The sequence below is a fragment of the Natronococcus jeotgali DSM 18795 genome (genome assembly GCF_000337695.1).
Classification (GTDB): Archaea; Halobacteriota; Halobacteria; order Halobacteriales; family Natrialbaceae; genus Natronococcus; species Natronococcus jeotgali.
Genome location: NZ_AOIA01000017.1, coordinates 96414 through 111153, shown reverse-complemented (window position 1 = coordinate 111153; position 14740 = coordinate 96414). Strand labels below are relative to the sequence as shown.

General features: G+C 67.9%; 13 protein-coding genes. 9 read left to right on the top strand and 4 right to left on the bottom strand.

Translation table 11 applies throughout. The features are described from left to right. Position 1 precedes the first annotated feature (1 nt). Genes nrfD through C492_RS01005 form a run of 3 tightly spaced genes read left to right on the top strand, consistent with a single transcriptional unit; the run spans position 2 to position 5230 of the window. A complete protein-coding gene (nrfD, locus tag C492_RS01015; protein ID WP_049892575.1) occupies positions 2 to 1261 on the top strand; it encodes an NrfD/PsrC family molybdoenzyme membrane anchor subunit in 1260 nt (419 codons plus the stop codon). Next, on the top strand, positions 1254 to 4547 hold the full coding sequence (locus C492_RS01010; protein ID WP_008419684.1) for a molybdopterin-dependent oxidoreductase: 3294 nt from the start codon (positions 1254 to 1256) through the stop codon (positions 4545 to 4547). The genes nrfD and C492_RS01010 overlap by 8 nt, the downstream gene beginning before the upstream one ends. A gap of 2 nt (positions 4548 to 4549) precedes the next feature. Further along, complete coding sequence (locus tag C492_RS01005; RefSeq protein WP_239643369.1) at positions 4550 to 5230, top strand: TorD/DmsD family molecular chaperone; 681 nt, start codon at positions 4550 to 4552, stop codon at positions 5228 to 5230. Between the two features lie 90 nt (positions 5231 to 5320). On the opposite strand, the gene C492_RS01000 is transcribed toward C492_RS01005, so the two are convergent. Then, on the bottom strand, positions 5321 to 5746 hold the full coding sequence (locus C492_RS01000) for an OsmC family protein (RefSeq protein WP_008419682.1): 426 nt from the start codon (positions 5744 to 5746) through the stop codon (positions 5321 to 5323). 360 nt (positions 5747 to 6106) lie between these two features. Between C492_RS01000 and C492_RS00995 the strand changes: the two genes are divergently transcribed. After that, positions 6107 to 6520 carry a helix-turn-helix domain-containing protein gene (locus tag C492_RS00995; protein WP_008419681.1) on the top strand — a complete coding sequence of 138 codons (414 nt, stop codon included), beginning with the start codon at positions 6107 to 6109 and terminating at the stop codon, positions 6518 to 6520. A 3-nt stretch (positions 6521 to 6523) separates the two neighbouring features. On the opposite strand, the gene C492_RS00990 is transcribed toward C492_RS00995, so the two are convergent. After that, positions 6524 to 7120, bottom strand: a complete 597-nt coding sequence (locus C492_RS00990) for a GNAT family N-acetyltransferase (protein ID WP_008419680.1) — start codon at positions 7118 to 7120, stop codon at positions 6524 to 6526. A gap of 238 nt (positions 7121 to 7358) precedes the next feature. Here C492_RS00990 and C492_RS00985 point away from each other — a divergent pair, with 238 nt between their 5' ends. The 3 genes from C492_RS00985 (at position 7359) to C492_RS00975 (ending at position 9499) form a co-directional block, all read left to right on the top strand. Beyond that, entirely contained in the window at positions 7359 to 8240 is an 882-nt protein-coding gene (locus C492_RS00985) for a ParA family protein (RefSeq protein ID WP_086009408.1), read from the top strand. Beyond that, positions 8237 to 8629 carry a hypothetical protein gene (locus C492_RS00980; RefSeq protein WP_008419675.1) on the top strand — a complete coding sequence of 131 codons (393 nt, stop codon included), beginning with the start codon at positions 8237 to 8239 and terminating at the stop codon, positions 8627 to 8629. Before C492_RS00985 ends, C492_RS00980 begins: the two co-directional genes overlap by 4 nt. A 216-nt stretch (positions 8630 to 8845) precedes the next feature. Further along, complete coding sequence (locus tag C492_RS00975) at positions 8846 to 9499, top strand: ribonuclease HI family protein (RefSeq protein ID WP_049892583.1); 654 nt, start codon at positions 8846 to 8848, stop codon at positions 9497 to 9499. A 52-nt stretch (positions 9500 to 9551) separates the two neighbouring features. Here C492_RS00975 and C492_RS00970 read toward each other — a convergent pair whose 3' ends face one another. Then, positions 9552 to 11288 (bottom strand): C69 family dipeptidase, encoded by a 1737-nt coding sequence (locus C492_RS00970; RefSeq protein WP_008419672.1) that lies wholly within the window; start codon positions 11286 to 11288, stop codon positions 9552 to 9554. A gap of 279 nt (positions 11289 to 11567) precedes the next feature. Here C492_RS00970 and C492_RS00965 point away from each other — a divergent pair, with 279 nt between their 5' ends. Further along, positions 11568 to 12995, top strand: coding sequence for a sodium-dependent transporter (locus C492_RS00965; protein WP_049892572.1), 1428 nt, complete (start codon positions 11568 to 11570; stop codon positions 12993 to 12995). A 3-nt stretch (positions 12996 to 12998) separates the two neighbouring features. Here the strand turns inward: C492_RS00965 and C492_RS00960 are convergent, their stop codons facing one another. Further along, positions 12999 to 14333, bottom strand: a complete 1335-nt coding sequence (locus C492_RS00960; protein WP_008419670.1) for a metallophosphoesterase — start codon at positions 14331 to 14333, stop codon at positions 12999 to 13001. A 114-nt stretch (positions 14334 to 14447) separates the two neighbouring features. Here C492_RS00960 and C492_RS24375 point away from each other — a divergent pair, with 114 nt between their 5' ends. Then, on the top strand, positions 14448 to 14594 hold the full coding sequence (locus tag C492_RS24375; protein WP_169333429.1) for a hypothetical protein: 147 nt from the start codon (positions 14448 to 14450) through the stop codon (positions 14592 to 14594). Positions 14595 to 14740 lie beyond the last annotated feature (146 nt).

Genomic DNA, 14740 nt, shown 5'->3' with positions numbered 1-14740 from the left:
CATGGCAACACAAACACAGACCGTAACCGGCCGCTTGCGGGGGAATCGCCTCCGGATCGTCTGGTACGTCCTGCTGATCGCACTACTCGCGATCGGCGCGTACGGCGGCTACCTGCGCGTCACCGAGGGGCTCCGATCGACGAACCTCACGAGTACGGTCCCGTGGGGCGCGTGGGTCGCATTTTACATCTACTTCGTCGGCCTCTCGGCGGGCGCGTTCCTCGTGAGCACGCTCTCGAACGTCTTCGAGGTCGAGGGGATGCACGAGATCGAACGCGAGGCGCTGTTCGTCGCGGTCGTCTCGATGATCGTCGCGCTCACGTTCGTGATGGTCGACCTCGGGCGGATGGACCGACTCTGGCACCCGTTCGCGTGGCGACAGCCGCTGTCGGTCCTCTCCTGGGAGGTCCACGCGTACGCGCTGTACGTCGTCGTCCTCTCGGGCGAACTGTACTTCTCGATGCGAGGCGACCTCGTCGCGACGAGCGAGACCGACGACGGACTGCGGGGACGGATCGCCGGCCTGCTCACGCTCGGCCGGACGGACACGAGCCAGGAAGCCCTCGAGACCGATCGGACGTGGCTCAAACGCCTCGGCATCGTCGGCATCCCGCTCGCGATCGTCTTCGTCCACGGCGGCACCGGAAACCTGTTCGCGGTCGCCGCCGCGCGGAGCTACTGGTTCAGCGCGCTGTTCCCGGTGATCTTCATCACCTCGGCGGTCGTCAGCGGGATGGCGCTGATCGCCCTGCTGTACGTGCTCCGGGCGCGCCTCGGCGGCCGCACGCTCGATCCGGCGCTGTTAGAGCGCATGGCGGCGCTGTTCGTCGGCTTCGTCGCCCTCGACGCGTCGCTGAAAGTGCTCGAGGCGTTCGTCGGACTGTACAGCCTCCACCCGGGCGACGTGGAGACGTGGCTGACGATCGCGACCGGCGAGATGTGGTGGTCGTTCTGGCTGGTGATGGTCGGCCTCGGCTGGGTCGCGCCGCTCGTGCTGTTACACCGGCGCGACTGGCGTCGCCGACCGACGTTCGTCGCCGCCGCGGGCGCGAGCGTCGTTCTCGGCGTGGTCGGTACCCGTTTCAACATCGTCGTGCCCGCCCAGATCGAGCCCGCACTCTACGGCCTGCCGACGGGCGAATACGTCCCGTCGACGCCGGAGTGGCTCCTCTCGCTGGGCATCGTTGCGCTCGGTGCGCTCCTGCTTACGATCGGCACGGAACTGCTTCCGCTCGTTCCACGCGGTGAGACCCATGACTGATTCGAACGCGACCCACACGGACCCCGGAACAGAACGGACGGACGAACCACCAGCCGACGGTATCGATCGCCGCGATTTCGTCAAGGCGGTCGGCGGCATGGGGGCGCTCTCGCTCTCCGGCGGTATCGCGAGCACCGTGCTTGATTTCGACGGCTGGTTCGGCGAGGACGGTCACGGCGTCGGCACCGAGTACGGCGACTACGAGGCGTCGGACGTCGTCTACACGACCTGCGGGCAGTGCAACACGTTCTGCCCGATCAAAGTTCGGCTGGCCGACGAGAGCGGGACCGGCGAGTACAGTTCGCTCGTGCGCAAACTCGCGGGCAACCCGTACTCGTTTCTCAACACCCAGCCGAACGCGCAGGTCCCCTACGCCAGCGACCCCGAGGAGGTCGCGACCGGCGACCTGGAGGGAACCGGCGAGGTCGACGTGAGCAAGTGGTCGCTCTCGGGCGGACGGATCTGCCTGAAGGGCCAGGCCGGCATCCAGACGGCCTTCGACACCTACCGGCTGCGCAAGCCGATGAAACGCGTCGGTCCGCGGGGCAGCGACGAGTGGCAGACCGTCTCCTGGGAGCAGGCGATCGAGGAAATCGTCGAGGGCGACGACGAACTCGGCCACGACGGCCTCCGGGAGCTGTGGGCATACGCGCCCGAAGACGAGGTGATGAGCGACTGGGAGGCCGTTCAGGCGGGCGAGTTGAGCCGCGAAGCGTTCGACGAGCGATACGAGGACGTCCTGATCGACACGGACCACCCCGATCTGGGGCCGAAGGCCAACCAGATCATCGACGTCGGCGGCTTCCGGCGCAACTTCATCCGGAACCGGCTCTGGCACCAGGGGCTGGGCTCGGTCAACAGCATCCACCACGCCGGCGTCTGTGGGATCTCGAGCGTCGTGGGGAACAACCGCTCCCACGACGGCCAGAAGAAACGCCAGTACCCGGACGTCGAGAACTGCGAGTACCTGCTGGTCTGGGGGACCAACCCGATGGTCGCGAACAAGGGCCCGACGTGGCTCGCCCCGAAACTCACGAACGCGATTCAGGACGGGATGCGGATGGACGTCGTCGACCCCCGACTCTCGAAGACGGCCGAGAAGGCCGACACGTGGGTCCCGGTCAAACCCGGCGCCGACGCCGCGCTCGCGCTCGGGATGGCTCGCTGGATCGTCGAGCACGACCGCTACGACGAGACCTACCTCCGCAATCCCGGCGAGGACCCCGCCGCGGACGACGACGAACCGACCTGGAGCGACGCGACCCACCTCGTGCTCGTCGACGAGGACGAACGCCCCAAGGCCCGCGCGGACGATCTGGGCCTCGAGGCCGACGATCCCGAATCGTTCGTCGTCGTCGACGCCGAAACGGGCGAGCCCGCGCCCGCCGACGACGTCGAGGACAGCCTCCTCGACGTCGAGATCACGGTCGACGGACGAGCGGTCGCGAGCGCCTGGACGCTGTACCGCGAGCGCGTCCTCGAGTACTCCCTCGAGGAGTACGCCGAGATGGCCGGCATCGACGTCGATCTGATCGACGAACTCGCCGACGAGTTCACCAGCCACGGCAAGCGCGCGGCGATCATGGCCTACCGCGGGCCGGCAAAGCACACGAACGGGTTCTACACCGCGCGCGCGATCTCGACGCTCCAGCACCTGATCGGCAACTTCGACTGGAAGGGCGGACAGATCACCACCGACGCGGGCTACCGGACGATGAGCGGCCGGTACGAACTCGGCCAGGTCCCCGACGGCCACGAGCCGTGGGGAATCCCGATCCTGCGGGGCGGGGTCAACTACGAGGAGACCTCGCTGTTCGAGCGCGACGACGGCTACCCCGCCGAGCGGCCGTGGTTCCCCGTCGCGCCCCCGATGGCGACCCAGGAACTGTACGCCAGCGCCGACGACGAGTACCCCTACGGCGTCGAGGCGCTGTTCATCCGCCCGTACTCGAACAACCACGTTATGTCCGCAGCCGGCGGGGACACGATCCCCGACGTGCTCGAAGACGAGGACGCGATCGGGCTGATCGTCGCCTCGGACACGGTGCTGGGGGAGACCAGCCGCTACGCCGACTACGTCCTCCCCGAACCCACCTACCTCGAGCGCTGGGAGAACTTCGGCACGTATCCGAACAAGCGCCTGGCCGACGAGAAGCTCAGCCAGCCGACGATCCGCGTCGTCCCCGACGCGCGCCCGTTCGAGGAGGTGCTGATCGACATCTGGAAGGAGCTGGACCTGCCGGGCGTCGGCGAGGACGCGATCCCGGACGCCGACGGCGACCTGTGGTCGCTCGACACCTCGGAAGACTTCTACGTCAAGCTCGCGACCAACATCGCCTACGACCGCGAGCCCGTGCCCGACGCCGACGCCGAGGAACTCGAACTGTTCGAGCAAGCCCACGAGAAGGGGCTCGGCGAGCACTTCGACCTCGAGGAGTGGCGGGATGCGGTGACCGAGGAGGAGTGGCGCAAGGCCGTCACCGTCCTGAACCGCGGCGGGCGGTTCGAGGAGCCGATCGACGGCTACGAGGAAGCCTTCGCCGAACGCGGCCACGACTACGACTACGCCGGTCGCCACCCCGAGACGAACGCCTACGACGGCGACCACCTGCGCTACCGGCTCGGCACTCGCGTCGACTTCTACGACGAGGTCGCGCCGACCGGACGCCACGCCTACGACGGCGAGCGCTTCGACCCGCTCCCGCGCGTCGAGGACGTCGTCCACTACAACGGCGACGTGCAGGTGCCGGTGACGAGCGACGACGAGCCCGATCGACCGCTCCAACTGACCAACTGGAAGCCCCGAACACAGGGGATGAACCGGACGACCGGCTCGGCCTGGCTGCGCGAAACGCAGCCCGAGAACGCCGTCTGGATCAACCCCGCAGATGCCGAGGAGCGCGGCCTCGAGAACGGCGACCGGGCCCGGCTCGACGCGGGACGGCGGACCGTCGAGGCGACCGTCAGGGTCACGGGCGGCATCAGACCCGGCGTCGTCGGCACCGCCTGGGGCTTCGGCCGCCAAGGTGGCGGCGCGACCGAGACGACGATCGACGGCGAGCGAACGGATGGGGCGACCGAGGAGTACGGCCACGCCGCCCACTCGTTCGACACGCCCGGCGTGGACACGAGTGGCTACGCGAAGGGCCGGGACGCCGGCTTCGCGGTCAACCACGTTCAGCCGCTCGACGACGAACTCGGCGACGTCGGGCTGAGCGATCCCGTCGGCGGGAGTAACGCACAGTTCGCAGCCTACGTGGAACTCGAGCCCGTGAGCGACCGATGAGTATGATCGATACCCCAATGGCCGTAACGGTCGCCGACGCTCGCGCCGACCTGTACGGGCTGCTCGCGGCGGCGCTCGACGGCGAGACCGCCGTCCTCGCGGCGGCGATGTGCGACGGCTCGCTCGTCGACGTCGCGGCGACGCTCCCGGTCGAGATCGATGCGAGCGCCCTCGAGCGCGAGGACGTCGACGAGGAGGCGCTGTCGATCGCCTTCGATAACCTGTTCGTCGTCCCGGGTCCGAAGTACGTGCCGCCGATAGCCTCCGCCCACCGCGACGATCCCTCGGAGCCGTTCGAGTCCGACTCGCCGTTTCACGACGAGGGGAGCGCGGGCGAACTCCTCGGCGATCCCGCGTCGACGATGTCGGCGCTGTACGAGCGCGCGGGGTTCCAGCCACAGCGTGGGGAGTTCCCCGACCACGTCGCCGCACAGCTCGAGTTCCTCGGGGCAGCCGCGAGAGCGGAGGCGCGGGCGCTCGAAGACGGCGACGACGAGCGCGCCCGCGCCGAACGATTTCGGACGCTCCAGCGCGAGACGCTCGGACGGCTGGGCTGGCTCGACGCGTTCCACGAGGACGTCGCGGCCGCCGACGGCCGTGACGGCGTCTATACGGCGCTCGTCACGGTCACTCGGACCGTGACGGCCTGGCACGCTCGCGACCTCGAGGAATCGGATCGCTAAACACGGCTCGCGACGGTCCCGCTCCGTTCTCGCGCACGGCCGGATCCCAGGGTCCGTCGTCCTCGAGAAGGGAGACGGTCGCCGGAACGGTCAGATCGACTCGACGGCGACCTCGAGCGGCGTCTCGTTTTCCACGTTGTCGGTGACCGGACAGCGGTCCTCGACGGCCTCGAGCCACGACTCGAGCGTCTCCTCGTCCGCGTCCGCCTCCACCGCGATCGTGACCTCGAGGCCCTGGAGTCCGGACCGTGCGTCGGAGGGCTCGCCGCGGTAGCTGGCGTAGTCGACGTCGCCCTCGACCCGCAGCTCCATCTCCTCGATGGACAGGTCCTCGTCGCGGGCGACCATCGTCGCCGTCGAGTTCAGACAGCCCAGGACCGCACCCAGGAAGTACTCGACGGGGTTGACGTCCTTGCCGACGACGAACTCCGCGTCGCCGGTGTCGATTCGCGTTCGTCTCGGGCTGAGCCGCTCGCCTTTCAGTTCGTACGTCGTCGGTTCGGTCGGTGGTGTCATGAGTGCGGACCCTGCTACCAGGTCGTCCGTCTCGCCGAATAAGTCTTGGTCGGATTCTACAATTCCAAGAATCGGTCTCTCGGGACGTCACCGAGTCGTTCGACGAGACGGCGATGCCCAGACGAGGGCACTCGTGTGCCGTCGACCGTCGCTTTTCGACCGTCTTCTCGGAACGGAGACACTTCGATCTCGCTCGCTTCCGCGACCGGGCTCGAGGGGGGAACGCGACCACGCTTTCGACGACGATCGGCGCGAGTACTGCGTTTCGGCCGGAGCTCGACGGGGCGCAAAACGGTTCATCGACTTTGTACAATATTCGCACAACCCTTATACCGACGGGGCTCCTACCCCGAGCTAGTAATGGCAAACTCGATGGCGGAACAACTCCAGCAGGACATGCAGTGCGAGGGGCTGCTCGAGTGCATCCACGGACTGAAACAGCTCGACAAGGACTGCTTCCGGGCGCTGGTCGAGAGCGAGGAGCCGCTGACGATCGACGAGGTCGCCGAGCGGGTCGACCGCGAGCGTTCGACTGCCTACCGAGCGATCCAGCGGCTACTCCAGAGCGGCTTCATTCAGAAAGAGCAGGTCAACTACGACCAGGGCGGGTACTACCACGTCTACTACCCGACCGATCCGTCCCAGATCGCAAGCGACATGCAGCGGATGCTGAACGACTGGTACGCGAAGATGGGCCAGCTCATCCAGGAGTTCGAGGACAAGTACGAGGGCGTCGAGGACGGGACGCCGGCCGTCGAAGACATGCGAGCCTGATCCTCACCGACCCGTATCGTACTTGTACGTCGCCGTGTCCGGATCGATACCGAAGTCCTCGGCGCTCTCGTCGTCGCCCTCGTCCGCGGTCCGCTCGGTCGCTCGCTTGAACGCCTCCCGGAGCCGTTCGGGCATCCGGAACCGGTCGACCTCGATCGCTAACGGTACCGCGTCGGGGTCGATCCGCTCGCGCTTCTCGGCGCGGCGCTTCTCGAGCGGTGCGGGCAACTGCTCGGCGTCGATCCGGCGGAAGCCGAACCGGGCGAGGTAGGCGCTCTCCCCGGTCAGCGCGTAGACGGTGTCGAACCCCTCGTCGCCGGCGTACTCGAGCAGTCGCTCGACGACGTGGGCGCCGACGCCCTGGTCGCGCCACCCCTCGAGGACGCCGATGCTGGTCAGCTCGCAGACCTCGTCCGGGCCGTCCTCGTCGGGGTCGGTTCTGTGGACCCGGATCCGTCCGAACCCCGCCTTCTCGCCGGAGACCTCGTCGACCGCGACCACGTAGTCGCGGGAGCGAAACGCCGTGTCGTCGAGTCCCATCGACTCGATGTGGTCGAGCAGCCAGACCTCCTCCCTGTTTTTGGCGTCTCGGACGTACATGTGCGGACCTAGGCCAGCAGCTTCCAAAAGGGTTTGCTGGTCGGAGGTGTGACCGCGGGGGCGGTGGGTGCCCGAAGCGCCGGCTCGAGTGCGATAGGTGACGTAGCTGGCGCAGCTATTGTAGCTATTGTACCGAAGTCGGCAGGGTTATGTGGCTCTCGTCGGCTGTGTGCACTATCCGCTGAGGGAGACGTTCAGGACGGAATAGGTGCCTATCGTTCAGTGGATGGGATACACCATGACAGACGAGCCACGCGCGGTAAGCGTAGTCATCTTGAAAGGCGGTGTCGGAAAGTCGACGACTTCGATCAACCTCGCACGGCAACTCGCCGAGCGCGGGTCGACCCTGTTCGTCGATCTGGACCCCAACGGCCACGCGACGAACGGCCTCGGATTCGAGGACGCCTACCACGCCGAGACGGATCTGGGCGACGTTATCCTCGAGGGTGCGGCCACGCCCGGGGACGTGATCCGGGAGACGGAGTACGGGTTCGACCTGCTTCCCTCCTCGGACTCGCTCGAGGACGTCGAGACCGAACTGGCGGGCGCGATGCAGGGGTCGGCCCGGGTGAAGTCTAAGGTCGTCGACCCGCTGCTGGGCGAGGTATACGACTACGTCGTCTTCGACTGTCCGGCCTACCCCGGAATGCTCAACAACAACGCCCTGGTCGCGACGGGCAACGTCGTGATCCCGATCGAGCCCGGCTCGAGCGCTATCGGCGGCTACAAGCGAACGATGGAGCGGCTGATCGAGCCAGCCCGCGAGTACATCGACGTCGAGGTGCTCGCGATCGTCCCGAACAAGCTCGAGGACCGCATCGACCAGCGCACCGAGGACCGGGAGCTGCTCGAGAGCCTGAACACGGCCGAACACGAGGTCAACCCCGGTCAGCCTCTCCCCGAGGTCGTTCCCGAGTTCGCCCGGATCACCGAGGCGGAGTTCGAGCGCATCGACGCCGGCGAGCTCGAGCCCCCGAAGCCGGGCATTCGCCACCGGGCGGCGCTGTCCCGATCGCTGAGCCACGAGCAACCCCTGCAGGACTACGCCCCCGACTCCGACCAGATCGCGCCCTACGAGGAGCTCGCCGAGATCGTCGCGAACGGAGGGATCCAGCGATGAGCAACCCGTTCGACGACCTCGAGGCCGAGACCGCCGAATCGCCGAACGTCGAGGACGATGCGGAGACGCCCGACGCCGCGTCCGCCGACGAGTCGGTCGAGCCCACGGCGGAGGAAGACGCGGACGCGGTCGAGTCGACGCCCGCTTCGCCCGCCGAGAGCGGCCCCGCCTTCGAGTACGACGCGGTCCGCCAGCGCCCGCTGTACGCCCGCGGCGAGACCTGGGACGCCTTCGAGAAGAAGCTCCGGACGACGATCGCACCCGCACTGGCCCGGGAAGACGTCGTCGACGAGGAAACCCGCGAGATCCACGACGCGGTGCTCCGGTTGGCGACCGAAGAGCCCGAACGGATCGCCGAGCTGGTGCTCGAGGCCCGGCGCGAAAAGTAACGGGCGTCACGAGGCGAGTTCGTCCGTCGGCTCGAGGGCTGCACCAGCCGTCGAGAGCCTCGAGGGGCGAACCGATTCGAAACCCGCCGGCGCCACCTGAAGGAATTATCCCGCTCGCCCGCCGAGGACCGATATGCAGCGGTGGAACCAGCAGACGAGATCGACCGGGGACGAGGGTACGAGGGCTCGGACTCCGGGCCCGAGGGGGGAGGCGGCGTGACCGACGAGCCCCTCCCGGCCGAACGCCTCTCGCCGCTCGCCGCGCTCGTCGACGAGGTGCTCGCGGGCGTCGGCTACGAGGTGGCGGCCGCCACCGACGCGGTCGACGACGCCGTCCCCGGCTACGGCGGGCTGTTCGACCCCGAGACGACTCCGGCCGAGTTGCGCTCCGCGCTCGAGGAGCTGCTGGCGTCGGGACTCGCCCGGCCACCCGTCCCCGAGCCGTCGGGCGACGCCTTCGTCCTCTACGTCGACGGCAGTTCGCGCGGCAACCCCGGCCCCGCGGGTGCGGGCGCCGTCATCGCGGACGCTTCGGGGGACCAACTCGCCCGGCTCGGCCGTCCCGTCGGCTCCCGTGCGGGGAACAACACCGCCGAGTACGTCGCCCTCCAGCTCGGGCTCTCGGAACTGCTGGCTCGCTACGAGCCGCGCAGCCTCGAGGTCCGCATCGACTCGATGACGGTCGTCCGGGACGTCTGGGGCGGCGAGGACCCGACGGAGCCGGGCGTCGAGACGTACAGCGAGGCCGTCTCGGCGGCGCTGTCGAGGGTGCCGGAACACCGGTACACGCACCTGGCCGACAGCGACCCGAACCCCGCCGACGCGCTGGCGACGGTGGGAGCCGATATCGCGGCCTTCGGACCCGGATAGCAGCGCGACGTCGCTTACGGCGGCTTCCGCGGGTACGACGGCGATACGCGGGTCACTCGCCCTCGAGCCCGGGGGTTGGCCTCGAGCGCTCGTCTCGAGCCCCGTCGGTGTAGACCCCGTGTTCCCGCGGGTAGTCGGCGTGGAGACCCTCGCTGTAGACGTGGACCATCTCGGTGTCGGGACCGTCGTCCATCGACTGGCTGGTCGGGGGCGTCGTCTCGCCCGGTGCGGGTCGGCCCTCGGGTTTCGGGATCTCGATCCGCTGGCGGAGTTCGGCCTCGACGTCCATCGCCAGCGTCGTCCCGAGTCGCAGCCCCTCGAGCAGTCGTCGCGAGGTATCCTCGGTGAGGTGTTTGCAGGCCGCCCGATCCTCGCCGGCCTCGAGCAGCTTCCGGGCCGTCGCCTCGACGGCGTCGCGGTCCGCGAGCAGCTCCCGTTCGAAGCCCTCGATGGCGCCCACCACGTCGGCGTAGAACGCCTCGGGGTCCGCGGAGGTGAAATAGAGCAGGCGCTTGAACTCCCGGGTCGCGTACCGGGTGGCCTCCTGGAGCTTCCACCCGTCGTCGAGGAAGTTCGCGGCCGCGTTCGCGGTGAGGTATCGGTGCTGGCGAAACTCCGGGGGGACCGCCTCGACGCCGACGGGGATCGGCACGAACGGCGTCGTCGCGGCGCTCGTGACGGCGGTCCACAGCGTCTGGAGCTCCTCGCGGACGTCGGGCCGCAGGTGGGCGACCTGGCCGTAGCCCGCGTGGTCGGTCGCCCAGCGGGGATCCCGCACCAGCGCGAGGGTATCCTCGAGGCTGACCGGTGCCAGCTCCCGGAGCTCCTCCTCTCGAGCAGGCGGGTAGCGCGCGCCCTGGTAGAACTCGGGAGCCGTGTACTCCTCGGCTTCGGCGGGGAACTCGCCGATCCCGTAGACCTCGAACAGATCGAGGGTGTCGCCCTCGCCGTCCCACCACCCCCGCTCTTCCGCGAACTCGACCAGCCGATCCGAACCAACGAAGTCGGGGTCGTCCTCGTAGTCGACGGGAAAGTCGCGGATATAACCGAAATAGGACACCCGGACCTCGTCGGCGCCGAGCCGTTCGGCCGCCCAGAGGTCGCCGTCGGGGTGAGCGAAGTTGATGAACACCCACCCCTCCTCCTCGTCGGCGAACAGGTGGGAGTTGCCGCCGTAGGTCGAGTAACCGTGCTCGTCCATCAGCCCGCCGACGACCTCGACGGCCTCGCGGGCGCTCGAGGCCCGCTCCATCGCCGCCTTCGCGAGGTCGGAGTACTGGGGACCCGTCTGGGGGGCCTGCTCCTCGGCCAGTTCGACGAGCTCCGGCCGCGAGGGCGACCAGATGTCGCGGGCGGCGACGCCGTGTTCGTTGAGTCCGCCGTTGGTCAGCGGCGGGGGAAAGCCCGCCCACTCCGAGTACATCGAGGCGACGTACTTGTTCGTCTCCGAGGCCTGCGGGATCTCGGTCAGCTCGCCCGGGATGTCGGCCTCGTCGGTGACGCCGACGGTCACCGTCGCGTCCTCGGGGTGGTCCTGGCGGGGGACGATCTCGAGCCAGTGGCTCGAGGGCTCGTGGCCGAACCCGCCCAGCAGCGTCGAGCCGTCCGCGGTGAGCTCGCTGCCGACGTAGAAGCCGATGCTTTTCCCGTCGAGCGATCCGGGGTCGCTCGGGTCCTCGAGGCCCGCGTCGGTGCCGAACCCGCGGTCGCCCCGCCCGACGCCGGCGAACAGCGCCGCGCTCGCGCCCAGTGCTCCGAAGCCGCGTCTCGAGAGTCGTCTCTTAGCCACGTACTGTCACTCCGTCGGGTACGTTCGACGAATCGTTTGATAATAGTTAGCAATGATAACATAGAGAGAACGTAACGGATTCGAACCGGTCGGAGTTCCCGATTCCAGTCCCGGGCGGAGCCTAAAACTATAAACTACCACACACTAATACTGGAGTCGTCAAAGTCGCGACTATTCGACCGCTGGGGCAAATATCGCGGTTTTCGATGAACCATTACGATCGTTCGTCTCGAATTAACGATAATCCTTATGCGCACCGAGTTGGTTGGGTGAGACAGGATGGCACGTGAGAGCTGGGCGAGCCGCGTCGGATTCATCATGGCCGCGGTCGGGAGCGCGATCGGACTGGGGAACATCTGGCGATTCCCGTGGATGACCGCCGAGAACGGCGGTAGCGCCTTTCTACTGTTGTACCTGCTCATCGTCCTCGTCGTCGGGGTGCCGGGGCTGTTGGCCGCGTTCGTGATCGGCCGACGGTCGAACCGGAACCCGGTGGGGGCGTTCGAATCGCTCGCGGGATCGCGCGCCTGGACGGCGCTCGGCGCGCTCTGTGTCCTCACCTCGATCATGCTGATGTCGTTTTACAGCGTCGTCGGCGGCTGGATCCTCCGGTACTTCCTCGAGAGCGCGACGGGCGCGTACTTCGCGGACCCGGGGGGCCACTTCGCGGCGATCAGCTACGGCGCCGAGGCCTTCGGCTACCAGCTCGCCGTCCTCGCGGCCACGGCCCTGATCGTCGCCGCGGGGATCAGACGCGGCATCGAGGCGACGACGAAGGTGATGATGCCCGGCATCGTCGTGTTGCTCGTCGGGCTCGCGGTCTGGGCGTTCCGACAGCCCGGCGCCGCGCAGGGGTACGAGTTCTACCTCGGGTTCGACGGCGCCTACCTCGCTGAGAACTTCCTGTCGGTGCTGGGCTCGGCTGCCGGCCAGGCGCTGTTCACCCTCTCGATCGGCAGCGGAACGATGATCACCTACGCCTCCTACGTCGACGACGACCGCTCGCTGCCGCTGGACGCCTCGGCCATCGCCGTACTGAACCTCGGTATCGGCGTTCTGGCCGGGCTCGTGGTGTTCCCGCTGCTGTTTTCGTTCGCCGCGGGTCCGACCGAGGGCGGCCCCGGCGCCCTGTTCGTCGGCATCGCCGGCGCCTTCGCGAGTTTGCCCGGCGGGCGGCTCCTCGGCGCGGTCTTCTTCCTCGTCGTTCTCCTCGCAGCCCTGACGAGCCTGATCAGCATGCTCGAGATCCCGGTCTCGCTGCTGGTCGACGAGTTCGATCTCGAACGGTCGACGGCGACCCGGGGGCTGTTCGCCCTGGTCGCGGTCACCGGCGGCGTGAACGCGTTCAGTCCCGCGGTCTTTACCCTGTTTGCGGACCACCTCGTCGACCTGCTCCTGGTGCTTGGCCTGACCGGATTCATGGTGTACACCGCCTGGGTGCTCGGTCCGGCCGCGCTCGAGGAGTACCGCGACGGCGCGGGACCGATCTCGCGCCCGCTGGCGATCCCGTGGCGGTACGCGATCGGAACCGTCTTCCCGGCGTTCCTGCTCTTTACGTTCTACGCGGACGTCACGGCCCTGATCGGGCTCTCGGTAGGAACGGGGCCGCTGCTGGTCGCGACGCTGCTGACGGTGGTACCGTTCGTGCTGGTGGCCCGCCGCTCCGTCTCCCGGAACCGGCCGCAGCCGACCGAGAGCGCGGACTGACTGTCAGTCGCTCGCCTCGGCGATCTGAACCGTTCGCTCCGGTTCGACCACGCGGCGGTCGGGGAGGTCGGTCTCCGGCTCCCGGCCGACGGTGAAAAAGCGTTCGGTGCGGGTCAGCTCCTCCGTCGCCGGACTCGGTTTCGCCATGCGCTCGTACTCGACGGCTACGCCCTCGGGCTCGGCAGCGATGCGAACCACCGGCAACTGGTAGGAGGGGTAGAATACGGGCGGCAGGATCCCGATGACCCCGCTCCGGCGGTGGAGCCGCTTGAGCCACGTTCCGGTGTTGACCAGCAGCCCGCCCTCGATCTCGCGGACCCCGGGACGGTGGGTGTGGCCGTAGCAGTAGATCGTCGTCGCGGGTTGCTCGGAGAAGATCTCTCGGGCCGCCTCCTCGTAGGGTTCCTGGGGGTCGACGGTGAGTTCGGTCTCGAAGACGCCGAAGCGGTCGACGGTCTTTCTGATGTCGCGTCGAATGAAGTACAGCGGGACCCCGATCAACAGGAGGAGCCCGCCGATGGCGACGTTGAGCGCGAGGAAGAACCAGGCCGCGGTTCCGGCCCTGCCGAACTGCCCGAGAAACGCCTCCGTTTGGTCGACCGGCGCCGACCAGATTCCCGCGAGGTCAAGCCCCGCGAGCACCGCGAGGACGACGCTGACGTTGAACAACAGCAAAAAGGGGACCATCGAGTACCGCAACATCGGGTTCATCTCCCGGTAGAAGTACTTCGAGAGGAGCCAGACGGGCATCCGCTCGGTCGGCGTCACCGCCTGGACGTCCTTCAACCAGTTGTACCGCCCCCGGTCCGAGAGCTGTCCCGCACGGCTGGTCACGAGCGTGTTGTAGTAGTAGCCCAGCGGGGTCGCGTGGGGGTTGCCCCAGTCCTCGATCCGGTTGTTGGCGTCGTGCTGGTGGCCGTGCTCGAAGTGGATCGCCTGCTGGCCGACCTCCCGGGAGATCCACTTCTCCTGAATCAACTCGACGTTGTACTCGGCGAACCGGTCGGCGTACTCGTCGTAGGCCGCGAGCTCGTGGTCGTGGTTGCCCGGCAACAGCGTGATCGGGACGTTCTCGCCGGTCGCACGGAGCTGTTCGAACAGCTCCGGGTACGTCCGCTCGAGCACGTCGAACTTCTCGACCCCCTCGACGGTGGTAAACTCCCAGAGGCCGAACGCGTCGCCGTTGACGATCAACTCGGCGTTCTCGTCGGTCGTCTCGAGGCGCTCGAGGAAGGCGAGCAGCTCCTCGAGGAACTCGACGTGCTCGAGTTGCTCGTCGCCGCCGATGTGGAGGTCGCTGATGACGTAGTAGACCCGATCATCGGAGTCGGTGTCCATTATCCACACACTCCCGGCGGATCCCAAAAGGTGTTGTCTTCCGTACCGCGGACTGGAACCGGACTGCGAGATCGCAAGCCCAACCGCTACCCCGCGGCGGGCGGTGGATGGGGTATGGTCAGAATCTCGACGATCGTCATCGTGGTCGCGATCGTGCTCGGTATCGGCCTCCTCCCGATCCCCGTCATCCCCGGCGTGGGAATCCTCGTCGGCATCACGGGCGTGATCCTGGGAATTATTCTGCGGTTACTCGGGTACTAGCGACGGTACCGCGGCGGAGCCGCTTTTGACCCGAACGACGACGGCACAGCCACGGCGTCTCCGAGGCTGCGTCCTCGACTTCGCTCCGAGAGCGCCTCGCTTCGGCGGATACGCGGCTCGTCGACCGGGATCGGTCGTCCCGACGC